31 protein-coding genes are annotated in these 17,602 nt (G+C 54.5%); 1 reads left to right on the forward strand and 30 read right to left on the reverse strand.

All coding sequences use genetic code 11. From position 1 onward, the window contains the following. Positions 1-540 precede the first annotated feature (540 nt). The 28 genes from rplQ to rpsJ all read right to left on the reverse strand — a co-directional run bounded on the left by rplQ (position 541) and on the right by rpsJ (position 14,164). Complete coding sequence (gene rplQ / locus ACPW75_RS18960) at positions 541-924, reverse strand: 50S ribosomal protein L17 (RefSeq protein WP_005307999.1); 384 nt, start codon at positions 922-924, stop codon at positions 541-543. A gap of 43 nt (positions 925-967) precedes the next feature. Further along, positions 968-1,957, reverse strand: a complete 990-nt coding sequence (locus tag ACPW75_RS18965) for a DNA-directed RNA polymerase subunit alpha (protein WP_005307997.1) — start codon at positions 1,955-1,957, stop codon at positions 968-970. A 25-nt stretch (positions 1,958-1,982) separates the two neighbouring features. Then, the gene (gene rpsD / locus ACPW75_RS18970) at positions 1,983-2,603 is read right to left on the reverse strand and encodes a 30S ribosomal protein S4 (protein ID WP_011704319.1); all 621 of its coding nucleotides are present in this window, start codon (positions 2,601-2,603) and stop codon (positions 1,983-1,985) included. 39 nt (positions 2,604-2,642) lie between these two features. Next, positions 2,643-3,032 carry a 30S ribosomal protein S11 gene (gene rpsK, locus ACPW75_RS18975; RefSeq protein WP_005319702.1) on the reverse strand — a complete coding sequence of 130 codons (390 nt, stop codon included), beginning with the start codon at positions 3,030-3,032 and terminating at the stop codon, positions 2,643-2,645. A 14-nt stretch (positions 3,033-3,046) separates the two neighbouring features. After that, positions 3,047-3,403, reverse strand: a complete 357-nt coding sequence (rpsM, locus tag ACPW75_RS18980; RefSeq protein ID WP_005307991.1) for a 30S ribosomal protein S13 — start codon at positions 3,401-3,403, stop codon at positions 3,047-3,049. Positions 3,404-3,542: 139 nt separating this feature from the next. Beyond that, complete coding sequence (gene rpmJ / locus ACPW75_RS18985) at positions 3,543-3,656, reverse strand: 50S ribosomal protein L36 (protein WP_005319705.1); 114 nt, start codon at positions 3,654-3,656, stop codon at positions 3,543-3,545. A gap of 27 nt (positions 3,657-3,683) precedes the next feature. After that, positions 3,684-5,012, reverse strand: a complete 1,329-nt coding sequence (gene secY / locus ACPW75_RS18990; RefSeq protein ID WP_010672567.1) for a preprotein translocase subunit SecY — start codon at positions 5,010-5,012, stop codon at positions 3,684-3,686. Between the two features lie 8 nt (positions 5,013-5,020). Then, a complete protein-coding gene (rplO, locus tag ACPW75_RS18995; protein ID WP_005307987.1) occupies positions 5,021-5,458 on the reverse strand; it encodes a 50S ribosomal protein L15 in 438 nt (145 codons plus the stop codon). 2 nt (positions 5,459-5,460) lie between these two features. Beyond that, complete coding sequence (rpmD, locus tag ACPW75_RS19000) at positions 5,461-5,640, reverse strand: 50S ribosomal protein L30 (RefSeq protein ID WP_005307985.1); 180 nt, start codon at positions 5,638-5,640, stop codon at positions 5,461-5,463. Positions 5,641-5,646: 6 nt separating this feature from the next. After that, the gene (rpsE, locus tag ACPW75_RS19005; RefSeq protein ID WP_011704318.1) at positions 5,647-6,147 is read right to left on the reverse strand and encodes a 30S ribosomal protein S5; all 501 of its coding nucleotides are present in this window, start codon (positions 6,145-6,147) and stop codon (positions 5,647-5,649) included. Between the two features lie 14 nt (positions 6,148-6,161). Beyond that, the gene (gene rplR / locus ACPW75_RS19010; RefSeq protein WP_011704317.1) at positions 6,162-6,515 is read right to left on the reverse strand and encodes a 50S ribosomal protein L18; all 354 of its coding nucleotides are present in this window, start codon (positions 6,513-6,515) and stop codon (positions 6,162-6,164) included. A 9-nt stretch (positions 6,516-6,524) separates the two neighbouring features. After that, complete coding sequence (rplF, locus tag ACPW75_RS19015; protein WP_005307981.1) at positions 6,525-7,058, reverse strand: 50S ribosomal protein L6; 534 nt, start codon at positions 7,056-7,058, stop codon at positions 6,525-6,527. Between the two features lie 13 nt (positions 7,059-7,071). Continuing rightward, the gene (rpsH, locus tag ACPW75_RS19020; protein WP_011704316.1) at positions 7,072-7,464 is read right to left on the reverse strand and encodes a 30S ribosomal protein S8; all 393 of its coding nucleotides are present in this window, start codon (positions 7,462-7,464) and stop codon (positions 7,072-7,074) included. Positions 7,465-7,485: 21 nt separating this feature from the next. Beyond that, the gene (gene rpsN, locus ACPW75_RS19025) at positions 7,486-7,791 is read right to left on the reverse strand and encodes a 30S ribosomal protein S14 (protein WP_011704315.1); all 306 of its coding nucleotides are present in this window, start codon (positions 7,789-7,791) and stop codon (positions 7,486-7,488) included. A 10-nt stretch (positions 7,792-7,801) separates the two neighbouring features. After that, positions 7,802-8,341, reverse strand: a complete 540-nt coding sequence (gene rplE, locus ACPW75_RS19030; RefSeq protein ID WP_005331162.1) for a 50S ribosomal protein L5 — start codon at positions 8,339-8,341, stop codon at positions 7,802-7,804. Positions 8,342-8,354: 13 nt separating this feature from the next. After that, complete coding sequence (gene rplX / locus ACPW75_RS19035; protein ID WP_005307977.1) at positions 8,355-8,672, reverse strand: 50S ribosomal protein L24; 318 nt, start codon at positions 8,670-8,672, stop codon at positions 8,355-8,357. Positions 8,673-8,683: 11 nt separating this feature from the next. After that, on the reverse strand, positions 8,684-9,052 hold the full coding sequence (gene rplN, locus ACPW75_RS19040; RefSeq protein WP_005307975.1) for a 50S ribosomal protein L14: 369 nt from the start codon (positions 9,050-9,052) through the stop codon (positions 8,684-8,686). A gap of 147 nt (positions 9,053-9,199) precedes the next feature. Continuing rightward, positions 9,200-9,448 carry a 30S ribosomal protein S17 gene (rpsQ, locus tag ACPW75_RS19045; RefSeq protein ID WP_005307966.1) on the reverse strand — a complete coding sequence of 83 codons (249 nt, stop codon included), beginning with the start codon at positions 9,446-9,448 and terminating at the stop codon, positions 9,200-9,202. After that, positions 9,448-9,639: a 50S ribosomal protein L29 gene (rpmC, locus tag ACPW75_RS19050; RefSeq protein WP_005307965.1), complete on the reverse strand. Its 192-nt coding sequence runs from the start codon at positions 9,637-9,639 to the stop codon at positions 9,448-9,450. Before rpmC ends, rpsQ begins: the two co-directional genes overlap by 1 nt. After that, on the reverse strand, positions 9,639-10,052 hold the full coding sequence (gene rplP / locus ACPW75_RS19055) for a 50S ribosomal protein L16 (RefSeq protein ID WP_005307963.1): 414 nt from the start codon (positions 10,050-10,052) through the stop codon (positions 9,639-9,641). Before rplP ends, rpmC begins: the two co-directional genes overlap by 1 nt. Positions 10,053-10,065: 13 nt before the next feature. Continuing rightward, positions 10,066-10,779, reverse strand: a complete 714-nt coding sequence (rpsC, locus tag ACPW75_RS19060) for a 30S ribosomal protein S3 (RefSeq protein ID WP_005331168.1) — start codon at positions 10,777-10,779, stop codon at positions 10,066-10,068. A gap of 3 nt (positions 10,780-10,782) precedes the next feature. Further along, positions 10,783-11,127 carry a 50S ribosomal protein L22 gene (gene rplV / locus ACPW75_RS19065; protein ID WP_011704314.1) on the reverse strand — a complete coding sequence of 115 codons (345 nt, stop codon included), beginning with the start codon at positions 11,125-11,127 and terminating at the stop codon, positions 10,783-10,785. Positions 11,128-11,137: 10 nt separating this feature from the next. Next, positions 11,138-11,416, reverse strand: coding sequence for a 30S ribosomal protein S19 (gene rpsS / locus ACPW75_RS19070; RefSeq protein WP_005307960.1), 279 nt, complete (start codon positions 11,414-11,416; stop codon positions 11,138-11,140). Between the two features lie 22 nt (positions 11,417-11,438). After that, complete coding sequence (rplB, locus tag ACPW75_RS19075; RefSeq protein ID WP_005307957.1) at positions 11,439-12,260, reverse strand: 50S ribosomal protein L2; 822 nt, start codon at positions 12,258-12,260, stop codon at positions 11,439-11,441. A gap of 15 nt (positions 12,261-12,275) precedes the next feature. Then, complete coding sequence (rplW, locus tag ACPW75_RS19080) at positions 12,276-12,578, reverse strand: 50S ribosomal protein L23 (RefSeq protein WP_005307955.1); 303 nt, start codon at positions 12,576-12,578, stop codon at positions 12,276-12,278. Beyond that, complete coding sequence (gene rplD, locus ACPW75_RS19085) at positions 12,575-13,180, reverse strand: 50S ribosomal protein L4 (protein WP_005340616.1); 606 nt, start codon at positions 13,178-13,180, stop codon at positions 12,575-12,577. Before rplD ends, rplW begins: the two co-directional genes overlap by 4 nt. 17 nt (positions 13,181-13,197) lie before the next feature. Beyond that, complete coding sequence (gene rplC / locus ACPW75_RS19090; protein WP_010672559.1) at positions 13,198-13,830, reverse strand: 50S ribosomal protein L3; 633 nt, start codon at positions 13,828-13,830, stop codon at positions 13,198-13,200. Between the two features lie 22 nt (positions 13,831-13,852). Further along, the gene (rpsJ, locus tag ACPW75_RS19095; protein WP_005307944.1) at positions 13,853-14,164 is read right to left on the reverse strand and encodes a 30S ribosomal protein S10; all 312 of its coding nucleotides are present in this window, start codon (positions 14,162-14,164) and stop codon (positions 13,853-13,855) included. A 356-nt stretch (positions 14,165-14,520) separates the two neighbouring features. Between rpsJ and ACPW75_RS19100 the strand changes: the two genes are divergently transcribed. Beyond that, the gene (locus ACPW75_RS19100) at positions 14,521-15,435 is read left to right on the forward strand and encodes a DMT family transporter (RefSeq protein WP_077095821.1); all 915 of its coding nucleotides are present in this window, start codon (positions 14,521-14,523) and stop codon (positions 15,433-15,435) included. 35 nt (positions 15,436-15,470) lie between these two features. On the opposite strand, the gene envZ is transcribed toward ACPW75_RS19100, so the two are convergent. Together envZ and ompR are read right to left on the reverse strand one after the other, a co-directional pair. Beyond that, positions 15,471-16,781, reverse strand: a complete 1,311-nt coding sequence (envZ, locus tag ACPW75_RS19105) for a two-component system sensor histidine kinase EnvZ (protein ID WP_425904339.1) — start codon at positions 16,779-16,781, stop codon at positions 15,471-15,473. After that, positions 16,778-17,494, reverse strand: a complete 717-nt coding sequence (ompR, locus tag ACPW75_RS19110; protein WP_425904340.1) for a two-component system response regulator OmpR — start codon at positions 17,492-17,494, stop codon at positions 16,778-16,780. The genes envZ and ompR overlap by 4 nt, the downstream gene beginning before the upstream one ends. Positions 17,495-17,602 lie beyond the last annotated feature (108 nt).

Raw genomic sequence — 17,602 nt, forward strand, 5'->3', positions numbered from 1 at the left:
ATGCTGTGAGTGCCCACACAGATTGCTTGATTCAAATTGTTAAAGAGCGACGCAGCTTTTGGCTGCTGCGGGAGTGGCATTCTACTCAACCGCCTTCTCGAGTCAAGCCTTATTTTCAAAGGCTTTTCGAGGCTACCGACCCGGCTGTTTGCGTTGCCGCTTGCCGTGTCGATGGAGGCGCATTATAGGGAACGGATTCTTTCTGGCAACCCCTCATCGGCAATAAAATTGCAAAAAACTGCACTTCTTTAGTTATTCATATCCAAACACAGCTTTTATACAAACTTATCCACAGAAACCACCAAATCCAGAGCTAAATTAGCCCCCCTCTGCGAGCAGCTCATACCACCGGCTGGCTTTGTCTGTACCAGGTGAATGGAAGATCATCATTCGATAATAAGGGATACCTACCTATATAAGAAACTACACGATCAAGAGTAGGCAGTTGAGGCAGTTGAGGCAGTTGAGGCAGTTGAGGCAGTTGAGGCAGTATCAGAATCCATTAAAAGAAAAGCCGGGACAAGCCCGGCTTTTTCTTTATCACTCAGCAGCTGCTTCAGCAGCGGCCGGGCGGTCTACCAGCTCAATGTAAGCCATAGGGGCGTTGTCGCCTGCACGGAAACCGCATTTCAGAATGCGAGTATAACCGCCGGCGCGCTCCAGGTAGCGCGGGCCCAGTTCATTGAACAGCTTAGCCACGATCGCGTTATCGCGAGTACGGGCAAATGCCAGGCGACGATTAGCAACGCTATCAGTCTTGGCAAGGGTGATCAGCGGTTCAACTACACGACGCAGCTCTTTTGCCTTAGGCAGAGTCGTCTTGATGATCTCATGACGAACCAGGGAGCTGGCCATGTTGCGGAACATAGCCTGACGATGGCTGCTGTTCCGGTTCAGTTGACGACCACTCAAACGATGGCGCATGACCTTATCCTTCTAACTAAATCTGTGAAACCCGTAATCTGGATTACTCGTCAGCGATGCTGGCGGGCGGCCAATTCTCGAGGCGCATGCCAAGAGACAGACCACGGGAGGCCAACACGTCCTTGATCTCAGTCAGGGACTTCTTACCGAGGTTAGGAGTCTTAAGCAACTCAACTTCGGTACGCTGTACCAGATCACCAATATAGTGGATAGCTTCTGCCTTCAGACAGTTCGCAGAACGAACTGTCAGCTCCAAATCATCGACAGGACGCAGCAGAATCGGATCAAACTCGGGTTTCTCTTCTTTCTTCTCGGGCACGCTGACATCGCGCAGATCCACGAAGGCTTCCAGTTGCTCAGCCAGAATAGTGGCAGAACGACGGATGGCTTCTTCAGGATCCAGAGTACCATTGGTCTCCATGTCGATGACCAGCTTGTCCAAGTCGGTACGCTGCTCCACACGTGCTGCCTCAACGTTGTAGGCAATACGAACGATGGGGCTGAACGCGGAGTCCAGCAGCAGGCGACCAATAGGACGCTCTTCATCATCGTTGTGAACACGAGCAGAAGCAGGCACATAACCACGACCGCGCTGAACTTTCAGGCGCATGCTGATTTCAGCATTGGCGCCAGTCAGGTGGCAGATTACGTGCTCCGGGTTTACGATCTCGACTTCATCACCGTGAGTGATATCACCAGCGGTAACGGGGCCTGTTCCAGACTTGGTCAGGGACAGAGTTACCTCGTCCTTGCCTTCCAGCTTCACAGCGATACCTTTCAGGTTGAGCAGGATTTCAAGAATGTCTTCCTGTACACCTTCTTTGCTGCTGTACTCATGCAGTACCCCGTCAATTTCGACTTCAGTAACTGCACAACCGGGCATAGAAGACAGCAAAATACGACGCAGGGCATTACCCAGCGTGTGACCAAAGCCACGCTCAAGTGGCTCGAGAGTCACTTTCGCATGAGTCGGGCTAACTTGCTCGATGTCAACTAGCCGCGGTTTAAGAAAATCTGTTACAGAACCCAGCATTGTGTCCTCTCTTTAGAAGCTAGCTTTACTTGGAGTAAAGCTCGACGATCAGCTGTTCGTTAATGTCGGCAGACAGGTCGGAACGCTCTGGCAGACGCTTGAAAGCACCTTCCATTTTAGCGGCATCAACCTCTACCCAAGTCGGCTTCTCGCGCTGACCAGCAACCTCGAGGGATGCTTTGATACGCGCTTGCTTCTTAGCCTTCTCACGAACGCAGATCACGTCCTCAGGGGAAACCTGGAAAGAAGGAATGTTCACAACGCGACCGTTGACCATGATGGCCTTGTGGCTCACCAGCTGACGAGATTCAGCACGGGTAGCACCGAAGCCCATACGGTAAACAACGTTGTCCAAACGACCTTCCAGCAGCTGCAACAGGTTTTCACCGGTGTTACCCTTTTGACGGGCAGCGTCGCGGTAGTAGTTGCGGAACTGTTTTTCCAATACGCCGTAGATACGACGAACTTTTTGTTTCTCGCGCAGCTGAACACCGTAGTCAGACAGACGCGCTTTACGCGCACCGTGTTGACCAGGAACGGTGTCAATCTTGCACTTAGAATCAATCGCACGAACACCAGACTTCAGGAAGAGGTCGGTGCCCTCACGACGGCTAAGCTTAAGCTTAGGACCGATATATCTTGCCATCTTCTTTCTCCAACAATCCTAGACCAAGTAGCTACAGCGTTACACGCGGCGCTTCTTGGGAGGACGACAACCGTTGTGCGGGATCGGAGTCACATCAGTAATGTTAGTGATGCGGAAACCAGCCGCGTTCAGAGCGCGGATGGAAGACTCACGACCGGGACCCGGACCTTTGACCATGACTTCCAGGTTCTTCACGCCGTATTCTTTGGCGATCTCACCAGCACGCTCAGCAGCTACCTGGGCAGCAAACGGAGTGGACTTACGGGAACCACGGAAACCTGAACCACCGGAGGTAGCCCATGACAGAGCATTGCCCTGACGGTCAGTAATGGTCACGATTGTGTTGTTGAAAGATGCATGAACGTGCGCAATACCGTCGCTCACTTGCTTTTTAACGCGCTTGCGAGCACGAGTCGGAGTTTTAGCCATTTTCTACCTTCCCGTTACTTCTTGATAGCCTTGCGCGGACCCTTACGGGTACGAGCGTTGGTCTTGGTACGTTGACCACGAACAGGCAGGCTACGACGGTGACGCAAACCACGGTAGCAACCCAGATCCATCAATCGCTTGATGTTCATGGAAATCTGACGACGCAGGTCACCTTCAACGGTGAATTTACCTACTTGTTCACGCAGACTCTCGATCTGAGCTTCGTCCAGGTCTTTAATTTTCACATTCTCAGCGATACCGGCTGCGGCACAGATGGCCTTGGAGCGGGTACGACCGACGCCATAAATAGCAGTCAAAGCGATGACTGCATGCTTATGGTCAGGAATGTTAATGCCAGCGATACGGGCCACTATTCACTCCTACATATAGTAGATTACGACCACCACAAAGCCCGTGAGCGGATACGTGGCGGTCAACCAATACACAACAAAAGTTGGCTGGCTATATTAGCCAGCACAACTATTTGTTGCAAGTACTAACCGTAAAAAATTAGCCTTGGCGCTGTTTATGCTTTGGCTCGCTGCAAATCACACGCACCACACCGTGACGCTTGATGATTTTGCAGTTACGGCAGATTGCCTTAACGGAAGCACGAACTTTCATTGCTTAACTCCGTAACTACGCCGACCTTTAGCGGCCGTAGCCCTTCAGGTTGGCCTTCCTCAGGACATCACCATATTGATGAGACATCATATGGGTCTGAACCTGAGCCATGAAGTCCATGATAACTACCACGATAATCAGCAGCGAAGTGCCACCGAAGTAGAACTGTACGTTCCAGGCAGTCATCAAGAACTGGGGTACCAGACAGATAAAGGTTATATAGAGTGCACCTGCCAATGTCAGGCGAGTCATAACCTTATCGATATAACGTGCTGTCTGCTCGCCCGGGCGGATCCCCGGGATAAAGGCTCCACTCTTCTTCAGGTTGTCTGCTGTCTCGCGGGGGTTGAACACCAGCGCGGTATAGAAGAAGCAGAAGAAGATAATGGCTGCTGCATAGAGCATCTCATACAAGGGCTGACCCGGCTGCAGGACCATAGAGACCTGTTGCAGGATGTCAGCGATCTTGCCCTCGCCCTGACCAAACCAAGAGGTAATGGTCCCTGGGAAGAGGATGATGCTGGATGCGAAAATCGCAGGAATCACACCGGCCATATTCACTTTCAACGGCAGGTGTGTGCTTTGCGCGGCAAATACCTGGCGGCCTTGTTGACGCTTGGCATAGTTAACGACGATACGACGCTGACCACGCTCCACGAACACCACAAAGTAAGTCACTGCGAAAACAATCAAGCCCAGCAACAACAACAGCAGGATGTGCAATTCCCCTTGACGTGCCTGTTCGGCCGTAGCGCCAATGGCATGAGGCAGACCAGCAACGATACCTGTGAAGATAATCAACGAGATACCATTACCAATCCCACGCTCGGTAATCTGCTCACCCAACCACATCAAGAACATGGTACCGGTGACCAGACTCACAACGGCCGTGAAATAGAAGCCCAAACCCGGATGAGTCACGAGTCCTTGCATCATATTCGGCAGACCGGTTGCAATACCAATGGCCTGGAACGTTCCCAAAACCAGCGTGCCCCAACGGGTATATTGGCTAATCTTGCGACGGCCGGATTCACCTTCCTTCTTGAGTTCAGCAAGAGCGGGGTGAACCACAGTCAGCAGCTGGATGATGATCGACGCCGAAATGTACGGCATGATCCCCAGCGCAAGAATAGAAGCACGCGAGAGTGCACCACCACTGAACATGTTGAACATCTCAATGATGGTGCCCTTCTGTTGTTGGAACAACTCGGCCAGTACGGCGGCGTCAATACCAGGAATCGGCACATAAGAGCCTGCACGGAAAACGATAATCGCCCCGAGAACGAAGAGCAGACGGCTCTTCAGTTCACTCAGACCACCCTGTGCTTTAACATCCAATCCTGGTTTCTTAGCCATTGTACTGATTATTCCTCGATTTTACCGCCAGCGGCCTCGATGGCTGCACGTGCACCTTTGGTGACGGACAGACCACGAACGGTCACAGCACGGTCAATGTTGCCAGACAGAACAACTTTAGCGAACACGATGTTTTTAGTAATAACACCGGCTTGCTTCAGAGTGCTCACGTCGACCACATCACCTTCTACCAGGGCGATTTCGTTCAGGCGCACTTCGGCAGAAACCAAAGATTTGCGGGAGAAGAAACCGAACTTCGGCAGACGGATTTTCAAAGGCATCTGGCCGCCTTCGAAACCGTTGCGGACTTTGCCGCCACCGGAACGAGAGGTTTGACCTTTAACACCACGACCACCGGTCTTGCCCAGACCAGAACCGATACCACGGCCCGGACGGTGCTTAACGCGCTTGGAGCCAGCGGCCGGAGACAGAGTATTCAGACGCATGCTTAGCCCTCCACCTTAACCATGTAATAAACCTGGTTGATCATGCCGCGTACGCAGGGAGTATCTTCCAGCTCAACGGTGTGACCAATGCGACGCAGACCCAGACCACGCAGAGTCGCCTTGTGCTTTGGCAGACGGCCGATAGAGCTGCGAGTTTGAGTTACTTTTACAGTGTTAGCCATGTCGCATTACCCCAGAATTTCTTCAACGCGCAGACCACGCTTGGCAGCGATCTGGGCCGGGGATTGACCCTGTACCAGAGCGTCGACAGTTGCGCGAACAACGTTGATTGGGTTGGTGGAACCGTAGGTCTTGGCCAGCACGTTGTGGATACCAGCAACTTCCAGAACAGCACGCATGGCGCCGCCTGCAATGATACCAGTACCTTGAGAGGCCGGCTTCATGAACACGGTGGAACCGGAGTGAACACCGCGCACCGGGTGGTGCAGAGTGCCGTTGTTCAGCTCAACCTTGTTCAGGTTACGCTTAGCCTGTTCCATCGCTTTTTGAATAGCGGCCGGAACTTCACGGGCTTTACCGTAACCGTAACCTACACGGCCGTTACCATCACCCACCACGGTCAACGCGGTGAAGGACATGATACGACCACCTTTAACAGTTTTCGAAACACGGTTTACTGCAATCAGCTTTTCTTGCAGTTCGCCGGCTTGAGATTCGACTTTAGCCATCTTCGACTCCTAGCTTAGAACTGAAGACCAGCGTCACGTGCAGCAGCTGCCAGAGCAGCGATGCGACCGTGATACTTGAAACCGGAACGATCGAAAGATACGTTCTGAACGCCTTTGGCAATAGCACGCTCAGCGATTGCTTTACCTACCGCGGTCGCTGCATCAGCGTTACCGGTGTATTTAATAGCTTCACTGATGGCTTTCTCTACTGTGGAAGCAGAGGCCAGAACTTCGGAACCGTTGGCTGCAATAACCTGCGCATAGATATGACGCGGGGTACGGTGAACAACCAGACGGGTAGCTCCCAGTTCCTGCATCTTTTTCCGAGCACGAGTAGCACGACGGAGACGAGCTGCTTTCTTGTCCATAGTGTTACCTTACTTCTTCTTAGCTTCTTTAGTACGCACTTGCTCGTTGGCATAGCGTACACCCTTGCCCTTGTAGGGCTCCGGAGCGCGGTAAGCACGGATATCGGCGGCGACTTGGCCAACCAGCTGCTTGTCGACACCACGCAGAACGATTTCTGTGGCAGTCGGGCACTCAGCGGTCACACCAGCCGGCAGCGCATGCTCTACCGGGTGAGAGAAGCCCAGAGCCAGCGCAACAGCATTGCCCTTGATGGAGGCTTTATAACCTACACCAACCAGCTGCAGCTTGCGCTCGAAGCCTTGGGTAACACCGATTACCATGTTGTTGACCAATGCACGGGCAGTACCGGCCTGAGCGTCAGCACCAGCGATGCCGTCGCGCGGGGCGAACTTCAGTACATTGTCTTCTTTGGTCACTTCTACACCGGCGTGAATAGAGCGAACCAGGGAACCTTTACCACCTTTGATGGACAGTTCCTGGCCGTTCAGAGTCACCTCTACGCCAGCAGGAATAGTGACGGGTGCCTTAGCAACACGAGACATTTCCTACCTCCTATTAAGCGACGTAGCAGATGATCTCACCGCCCATGCTTGCTTTGCGGGCAGCACGGTCAGTCATCACACCTTTAGACGTGGACACGATAGCAACACCGAGACCGCCCATAACTTTCGGCAGATCAGTAGTGCGCTTGTAAATACGCAGGCCGGGACGGCTCACGCGTTGGATCAGTTCTACAACTGGCTTGCCCTGGAAATATTTCAGTTCAATTTCCAGTTCCGGCTTCACGTCACCAGCTACGGAGTAGCCAGTGATGTAACCTTCTTCTTTCAGCACTTTGGCGATAGCCACTTTCAGCTTGGAAGAAGGCATGGAAACCGCAACTTTGCTCGCCGCCTGACCGTTACGGATGCGGGTCAGCATATCCGCGATCGGATCTTGCATGCTCATAAGTCTAACTCCCGAGATTCGTTACCAAGAAGCCTTCTTCAGGCCCGGAATTTCGCCCTTCATGGCATGCTCACGCACCTTGATGCGAGACAGGCCAAACTTGCGCAGGAAACCGTGCGGACGACCAGTAATATTGCAACGGTTACGCTGGCGGGACGGACTGGAATCACGGGGCAGCTGTTGCAGTTGCAGGACAGCATCCCAACGCGCTTCTTCAGAAGCGTTCATATCAACAATGATAGCTTTCAGCTCGGTTCGCTTGGAGGCGAACTTGGCTACCAGCTTCGCACGCTTTGCTTCACGTGCTTTCATGGAAGTTTTAGCCATAACCCTAACCTTACTTGCGGAATGGGAAGTTAAAGGCAGCCAGCAGAGCACGGCCTTCTTCATCGGTATTCGCGGAAGTGGTGATGGTGATATCCAGACCACGGACGCGATCGACCTTGTCATAGTCGATTTCCGGGAAGATGATTTGCTCACGCACGCCCATGGAGTAGTTACCACGACCGTCGAACGCTTTAGCGTTCAGGCCACGGAAGTCACGGATACGCGGTACGGAGATGCAAATCAGCCGTTCCAGGAACTCCCACATACGCTCGCCACGCAGGGTTACTTTACAACCTATCGGGTAGCCTTCACGAATCTTGAAGCCCGCAACAGATTTGCGAGCTTTGGTGATCAGCGGCTTCTGACCGGAAATGGCAGCCATATCGGCAGCAGCATTTTCCAGCAATTTCTTGTCAGAGATCGCTTCACCAACACCCATGTTCAGGGTGATTTTCTCGATCCGAGGGACTTGCATGATAGTCTTGTAACCGAACTGTTTGGACAGTTCATTTACTACATCGGATTTGTAGTAATCATGCAGTTTCGCCATCGTTAAACTCCAATTACTTCACAAGTTCGCCGGTGGATTTGAAGAAACGGACTTTTTTGCCGTCTTCAATCCGGAAACCAACGCGGTCAGCCTTGCCAGTGGCAGAGTTGAACAGCGCTACGTTAGATACATCGATGGGGGCTTCTTTGGTGACGATACCGCCAGCCTGACCCAGTGCGGGTACCGGCTTCTGGTGTTTCTTCACCTGGTTGATGCCTTCCACGATTACCTTACCTTTTGCAATCAGGACTTGAGTGACTTTGCCACGCTTGCCCTTGTCTTTGCCGGTAAGAACAATCACTTCGTCTTCGCGACGGATTTTAGCTGCCATCGTTCGACTCCTTACAGTACTTCGGGTGCCAGGGACACAATCTTCATGAACTTCTCATTACGCAGTTCACGAGTCACCGGGCCAAAAATACGAGTACCGATTGGCTGTTGGTTGTTGTTAAGCAACACAGCCGCATTGTTGTCGAAACGGATGACAGAGCCGTCCGGACGACGAACGCCTTTACGGGTGCGTACGACCACCGCGTTATACACATCACCTTTCTTCACTTTACCGCGAGGAATGGCTTCCTTGATGGAAACCTTGATGATGTCGCCGATGCCGGCGTAACGGCGGTGCGAACCACCCAGAACCTTAATACACATTACACTGCGAGCGCCGGAGTTGTCGGCAACACCCAGCATACTTTGCATCTGGATCATCTTAGTGCTCCGCTTTGTTTACTTCTTATCCCTCTCGGGATCTGGCTGCCTTCAAAAGGCGCGAAACTATAACACAGGATTTTTAGAAAAGGTAGCCTAAAAAACAAACGGCCCCGCTAAGGGGCCGTTTGGACTACAAAGTACCGATTAGGCCTTTTCTACAACGGCAACCAGGGTCCAGGACTTGGTCTTGGACAGCGGGCGGCATTCGCGGATTTCCACGAGGTCGCCAGCTTTGCATTCGTTGTTTTCATCATGTACGTGCAGCTTGGTAGTGCGCTTGATGATCTTACCGTAGATCGGGTGCTTTACCTTGCGCTCGATAGCAACAGTGATGGACTTGTCCATCTTGTCGCTGATTACACGACCTTGCAGAGTACGGATCTTGTCAGTCATTACGCACCTGCCTTCTCAGTCAGTACAGTCTTGATACGTGCGACGTCACGACGCACTTGTTTCAGAGTGTGAGTCTGAGCCAGCTGGCCGGTGGAAGCTTGCATGCGCATGTTGAATTGCTCACGCAGCAGACCCAGCAGCTCCTGGTTCAGTTCTTCGACGCTCTTTTGACGCAGATCTTGGGCTTTCATCACATCACCGTCTTAATTACGAAAGTGGTCTGAACGGACAGCTTAGCTGCGGCCAGGGCAAACGCTTCACGCGCCAGAGCCTCAGGTACACCATCCATCTCGTACAGAACCTTGCCAGGCTGGATCGGGCAAACCCAGTATTCCACGTTACCCTTACCTTTACCCATACGAACTTCGAGGGGCTTTTCGGTGATGGGCTTGTCCGGGAACACACGGATCCAGATCTTGCCTTGACGCTTAACGTGACGGGTCATGGCACGACGGGCTGCTTCGATTTGACGAGCAGTCAGTTGACCACGGGATGTCGCCTTCAGGCCAAAGGTACCGAAGGATACTTCGTTACCAGAGTTGGCCAGACCGCGGTTACGACCCTTGTGGGTCTTGCGGAATTTAGTACGCTTTGGTTGCAACATTTACCGAATCTCCTTACTTAGCAGCGCGGCGCTTGTTGTCACGCTTGGGCTTTGCAGGAGCTTGCTCTTGAGCAGCAGCGGCATTAACAGCAGCCAGACCGCCCAGAACTTCGCCCTTGAAGATCCAAACTTTAACGCCGATCACACCGTAAGTGGTGTGGGCTTCAGAAGTTGCGTAGTCGATGTCGGCACGCAGGGTGTGCAACGGCACACGACCTTCACGGTACCATTCGGTACGCGCGATTTCAGCGCCGCCCAGACGACCGGAAACTTCCACTTTGATGCCCTTGGCACCCAGGCGCATTGCGTTCTGTACGGCGCGCTTCATAGCACGACGGAACATTACACGACGCTCCAGCTGGGAAGTGATGCTGTCGGCAACCAGTTTGCCATCCAGCTCCGGCTTGCGGACTTCGGAAATGTTGATCTGAGCAGGCACGCCAGCAATTGCGGCTACAGCTTTGCGCAGTTTCTCAACGTCTTCGCCTTTCTTACCGATCACAACACCCGGACGAGCGGTGTGAATGGTCACACGGATGCTCTTGGCCGGACGCTCGATGGTGATCTTGGACAAGGACGCGTTTTTCAGTTCCTTGGTCAGGAACTGGCGTACTTGAAAATCGCTGTACAGGTTGTCAGCGAAGTCTTTGGTGTTCGCGAACCAGGTAGAATTCCAAGGCTTGGTAATACCCAGGCGAATGCCATTAGGATGTACTTTCTGACCCATTGCTTATCTCCCAGCCTTAGCGTCGGATACCACTACGGTGATGTGAGCGGTACGCTTGAGGATACGATCCGCACGACCTTTGGCACGCGGACGGATGCGCTTCATGGAGGGACCTTCGTCGACCATGATAGTAGCAACACGCAGCGCGTCGATATCGGCGCCTTCGTTGTGCTCAGCGTTTGCAATGGCAGATTCCAGCACTTTCTTCACCAGAGCTGCAGCCTTTTTCGGGCTGAAGGTCAGGATGTTCAGAGCCTTGTCTACGGACAGACCACGTACTTGATCGGCTACCAGACGAGCTTTCTGGGCAGAAGTACGGGCATAACGGTGTTTAGCGATAGCTTCCATCATTTATCCCTTAGCGCTTCTTAGCCTTCTTATCAGCAGCATGGCCGCGATAAGTACGAGTCGGTGCGAATTCACCCAGTTTGTGACCGATCATTTCTTCGGTAACGAAAACCGGAACGTGCTGACGACCATTATGGACAGCGATGGTCAAACCGATCATGTTCGGGATGATCATTGAACGACGGGACCAGGTCTTAACCGGCTTTTTATCCCCGCTTTCCACCGCTTTCTCTACCTTCTTCAGCAAGTGCAGGTCAATAAATGGACCCTTCTTGAGAGAACGTGGCATGGTGATTCCTCTATGTTAACAATTACTTGTTACGACGACGTACGATGTACTTGTCGGTACGCTTGTTCTTACGGGTCTTGAAGCCTTTAGCCTTCTGGCCCCATGGGGACACAGGCTGCATGCCCTTGTTGCGACCCTCACCACCACCGTGCGGGTGGTCGACCGGGTTCATCGCCATACCGCGAACGGTCGGACGAATACCACGCCAGCGGTTTGCACCGGCTTTACCCAGTTGACGCAGCATGTGCTCGGAGTTACCAACTTCACCGATGGTGGCGCGGCACTCGGCCAGAACTTTACGTACTTCGCCGGAACGCAGACGCAGAGTTACATAGTTACCTTCACGAGCCAGGATCTGGATGAAAGTACCAGCGGAACGAGCCAGCTGGGCACCTTTACCAGGCTTCATCTCAACAGCGTGAACGGTAGAACCGACCGGGATGTTGCGCATCGGCAGGGTGTTACCTACCTTGATTGCGGCATCAGCACCAGAAGCGATTGCATCACCAGCTTTCAGGCCTTTCGGAGCCAGGATGTAACGACGCTCACCGTCTGCATACAGCACCAGGGCGATGTTTGCGGTACGGTTAGGATCGTATTCCAGGCGCTCTACTTTGGCCGGGATACCGTCTTTGTCGCGCTTGAAGTCGACGATACGGTAGTGTTGCTTGTGACCACCGCCGATGTGACGGGTGGTGATGCGGCCGTTGTTGTTACGACCACCGGACTTGTCTTTCTTGTCCAGCAGAGCTGCAAAGGGCTTGCCCTTGTACAGGTCTTGGTTGACGATCTTGACGACGTGGCGGCGGCCCGGAGAAGTAGGCTTGCACTTAACGATTGCCATTTTTCAGAACTCCTCTTACTCGGCTGCGCCCATGAAGTCGATGTCCTGACCAGCTTTCAGGGTCACATAAGCCTTTTTCCAATCGGAACGACGGCCTACGCGTGCACCTGCGCGCTTGGTCTTACCCTTCATGTTCAGGGTACGGACGGTCTCAACTTCGACCTCGAACAGTTTCGCAACTGCAGCTTTGACTTCCGCCTTGGTGGCATCAACAGCAACTTTGAACACGATAGTGTTCTGCTTTTCTGCGACCATGGTGCTCTTTTCAGAGATGTGCGGAGCCTTCAGAACTTTCAGCAGACGCTCTTCACGGATCATGCCAGCATCTCCTCGATTTGCTTAACTGCGTCAGCAGTCATCAGAACCTTGTCGAAAGCGATCAGGCTGACCGGGTCGATACCGGCAACGTCACGCACGTCAACTTTGTACAGGTTACGAGCAGCCAGGAACAGGTTCTCATCGACTTCAGCAGTCACGATCAGAACGTCAGTCAGTTCCATTTCTTTCAGCTTGGCGATCAGTTCTTTGGTCTTCGGAGCTTCGATGCCGAACTTCTCAACAACGATCAGGCGCTCTTGACGTACCAGCTCGGACAGGATGCTACGGATAGCGCCGCGGTACATCTTCTTGTTTACTTTCTGGCTGTGATCTTGCGGCTTAGCTGCAAAAGTCACACCACCGGAACGCCAAATGGGCGAACGGATGGAGCCAGCACGGGCACGACCAGTACCCTTCTGACGCCACGGCTTTTTGCCGCCACCAGACACTTCAGAGCGAGTCAGCTGCGCACGAGTACCCTGACGGGCACCAGCGGCATAAGCAACGACAACCTGGTGAACCAGAGCTTCGTTGAATTCGCGCCCGAAGGTAGTCTCGGAAACTTCAAGAGCGCTCTTGGCGTCTTTCATTACCAATTCCATTACTATCTCCTCAGACGTTACGCTTTGACGGCAGGTTTAACGATCACGTTGCCGTTGGTTGCACCCGGTACTGCGCCTTTGATGAGCAGCAGGTTGCGTTCAGCGTCAACACGAACCAGTTCCAGGTTCTGAGTCGTTACACGCTCAGCACCCATGTGACCAGCCATCTTTTTGCCCTTGAATACACGGCCCGGGGTCTGGTTTTGACCGATGGAGCCAGGTACACGGTGGGACAGAGAGTTACCGTGGGTCATATCCTGGGTGCGGAAGTTCCAGCGCTTAACAGTACCGGCAAAACCTTTACCCTTGGATGTGCCGGTAACGTCTACCAGCTTAACGTCAGCGAGAAGATCTACTTTCAGCTCGCTACCAACAGTGAAAGTTTCACCGTTGTTCAGGCGGAATTCCCACAGACCGCGACCGGCTTCTACACCAGCTTTGGCGAAGTGGCCAGCTTCCGGCTTGGTTACACGGCTGGCTTTCTTGGCGCCAGTGGTAACCTGAATAGCGTTGTAGCCGTCGGTTTCTACAGATTTGACCTGAGTTACACGGTTAGCTTCAACTTCGATAACAGTCACCGGGATAGAAACGCCATCTTCAGTGAAGATGCGAGTCATACCCACTTTGCGACCTACAAGACCGATTGTCATTGTTATCAACCTCTTTCCGTAATTAACCCAGGCTGATCTGGACGTCTACACCAGCTGCCAGATCCAGACGCATCAGGGCGTCAACGGTCTTGTCAGTCGGCTCAACGATGTCTACCAGACGCTTGTGAGTGCGGATCTCGTACTGATCACGCGCATCTTTGTTGACGTGCGGGGAGATCAGGACGGTGAAGCGCTCTTTGCGAGTCGGCAGCGGAATAGGACCGCGAACCTGCGCGCCGGTGCGCTTTGCAGTTTCAACGATTTCCGCAGTGGATTGATCGATCAGGCGATGATCAAAAGCCTTCAGGCGGATACGGATTCTTTGGTTCTGCATTGACAGAGCTCCAATAGATAAAAGAACATAAATCAACACCGCCCGACCGAGATTACTCCCGCCAGAGGTGTGATTTTTCACGTTTCCTCCCATATCGGGAGGACTGTATGGCTGGCCCCCGCAAGCGGGAAACTCAGCAAGCAGACATATCGTCTGGCTTACCTCATGGGTAAGCGGAGGGGATTATACGGATTTTTTCAATTTGCGCAAGAGAAGGCGAACAGATTGTGCGCAATTTTATGTGACAGATGGATCTCGCCAACGGCTGGGCAAGCCCTTGCCTGGCAGGGGTAACGACAATGTTGCAAACAGGCTGGTAGACTGTGCGCCGGCCTTCGTCATCGGAACGACACCCCATGCTCAAAGATCAGAAAAAAGCCTATCAATATGGACTCTGCGCCGTCGCCCTCTGGTCGACGGTCGCTAGCGCCTTCAAGATCTCCCTCACCTACTTTGAACCCGTGCAACTACTGCTGGTCGCGGCCTGCACCTCGACCCTGACGCTGGGGGTGATCGTGGCCTGTCAGGGAAAACTGCCGCTGTTGCTCGGCTACATCAAGAGTCGTCCCCTCTACTATCTGGCACTGGGAGTACTCAACCCCTTCCTCTATTACCTGCTGCTGTTCAAGGCGTATGACCTGCTGCCCGCCCAGCAGGCTCAGACCCTCAACTACACCTGGGCCATCACCCTCAGTCTGCTGGCGGTGCCCTTCCTCGGTCAGAAGCTGCGCCGCCGTGACGGAGTCGCCATCGTGCTCGGCTACTTCGGCGCTCTGGTGATCGCCACCAAAGGGAATGTATTCGGTCTGCAGTTCGACAGCCCCCTCGGCGTCACGCTGGCGCTAGTGTCGACCCTGATCTGGGCCGGCTACTGGATCCTCAACACCCGCAACCAGGGTGACCCCATCGTCAGCCTGCTGCTCAGCTTCCTCATCAGCCTGCCCTTCATCGTCGCGGCGACCTGGCTGCTCTCGGACTTTGCCATGACTGCCTGGCAGGGGTGGGCAGGCGCCATCTACGTGGGGTTGTTCGAGATGGGTTTTGGCTTCGTGCTCTGGCTGATGGCGCTGCGCCACGCCACCAACACGGCCCCCATCAGCAACCTCATCTTCATCTCGCCGTTTGCTTCGCTGGTGCTGCTCAACCTGTTGATCGGCGAAACCATCCACCCGGCCACCCCCATCGGGCTGGCGCTCATCGTCGCCGCCCTGCTGATACAGCAGCTGAAATACGGCAAGCGCTACCGCAAGACCAGCGAGCCGCAAGCCTGACATGCAAAGGGCGTATCCGCGGATACGCCCTTCGTTCAATCAATCCACTCCAGCGGCTGGTTCTTGGGCAGCCGGATCTCCACCAGCAAGCCCCCTAGCTCGGAGCGCCCCAGCCTGATGGTGCCATGATGCTGGGACACGATCTTGGCGACGATGGCCAACCCCAGGCCGCTGCCGCTGCCGGTACGGGCCTCGTTGCCCTGAGTGAAGGGCTTGAGCACCCGGTAGTAATCCTGCTCCGGAATGCCGGGGCCATCATCCGACAGCCGCAACCGCACCCAGTGACCATCATCCTTGAGCTCGGCCTGCAGCCGGCTCGCACCGTAGCGCAGCGAATTACCCGACAGGTTGTTGAGGATGCGGCGGATGCTGATGGGGTTGCAGGCCACCCGTACCGCCTCGGCCGGCAACTCGAGCTCCACCTCCAGTCCCTGATCGGTCTGCACCAGCAAGCTGTCGTGGATCAGCTGGGTCAGGTCGATCTGCTGGGTATCCAGCCCCTCGTCCGGTCGAATGTAGTCGATGAACTGATCGATGATGCCATTGGACTCGTCAATGTCAGCGTTGATGCTCTCCTTGAGATACTCATCGCCGGAGGACATCATCTCGGTCGCCAGCCGGATACGGGTCAGCGGGGTACGCAGATCGTGGGAGACGCCCGCCATCATCAGATTGCGCTCCTCGATCAGGCCCTTGATGGAGCTCGACATGTGATTGAAGGTGCGAGTCAGCCGACGCACCTCCAGCGAGCCCTGCTCCCCCAATGCATCGGGAAAATTGCCGCGCGCCACCGCCACGGCACCCGCTTCCAGATCCTCCAGCGGCCGCACCAGCTGGCGGGCAAAGCGCCAGGCCGCGAACAGGGTCACCACCAGCAGCACGCTCATGTAGAGGATCAGCGGCTCGATGTCGTCATCCTCGATCTCGGTCAGCGGGATGCGCACCCACACCTTGTTGGCCTGGGGCGGCTGGATCCAGATGATGTAGTGATCCTGGATCTCGACCCTGACCTTGGTCTTGCCCCCCAGCTCGCGGCTGATGCTCTCTTCCAGATAGGTGTAAGGCTTGGACTCGTTGAGCCCGTGCTGCTCCGCCTCGGTCTGGGTATAGATGTCGCTGCCGGTCGCCACATAGACCAGCGCCTCGGCGTCTTCACTCAGCGCCAGCTGGTTGCTCTCAACCGGGAAGATGAGTTTGACCTGGTTGGCCAGCAGGTGGCTGATCTGCTTGACGGTCGGCGCCAGCAGATAGTTGTAGAAAGTGGCATAGGAGACAAACTGATAGACCACCAGCACGGCGGCCAAAAACCAGAGCATGCGGGAGAACATGCTGCTCACTTTCTTCATTCGCCGTCACCGTCCGGCACGAACACATAGCCCAGACCCCAGACGGTCTGCAGATAACGGGGCTGCGCCGGATCCTGCTCCAGCAGGCGGCGCAGGCGGGAGACCTGTACGTCGATGCTGCGCTCGGTGGCGGTATATTCACGACCACGGGCCAGGTTCATCAGCTTGTCGCGGGAGAGAGGCTCGCGCGGATGGCTCACCAGCACCTTGAGCACGGCGAATTCACCGCTGGTCAGTGCAACCGGATCACCATCGCGGCTCAGCTCGCGGGTTGCCAGGTTGAGCTGATAGCTGCCAAAGCTCACCACCTTCTCGGCGGTAGAGGGGGCGCCCGGCAACTCGACGGTGTGCCTGCGCAGCACGGCGCGGATCCGGGCCAGCAGCTCACGAGGGTTGAACGGCTTGGGCAGGTAATCATCGGCACCCATCTCGAGCCCGACGATGCGATCCACCTCATCCCCCTTGGCGGTCAGCATCAGCACCGGGATCTGGTTGCCAGCCTCGCGCAGGCGGCAGATGGAGAGGCCGTCTTCCCCCGGCAGCATCAAATCCAGCACCATCAGGCTGAAGTTCTCACGGGTCAGCAGGCGGTCGGCCTGTTCGCCATTGGCGACGCCCCGAACCACGAACCCCTGTTCGGTCAGGTAGCGCTCCAGCAGGGAACGTAATTTCAAATCATCGTCGACGACCAGAACCTTGTATTGCTGACTCATTGCTTGCCTCTCCTCTCGATATGCTGCCAATACTAGAGCTCGGGCTCGTAACGGCCAAGCCTAAATATGTTACCGGTTATTGCCCATTCAGCCGATTTTGCGCCCCTG

It is taken from the genome of Aeromonas sp. FL131 (assembly GCF_049860615.1).
GTDB lineage: Bacteria > Pseudomonadota > Gammaproteobacteria > Enterobacterales > Aeromonadaceae > Aeromonas > Aeromonas hydrophila.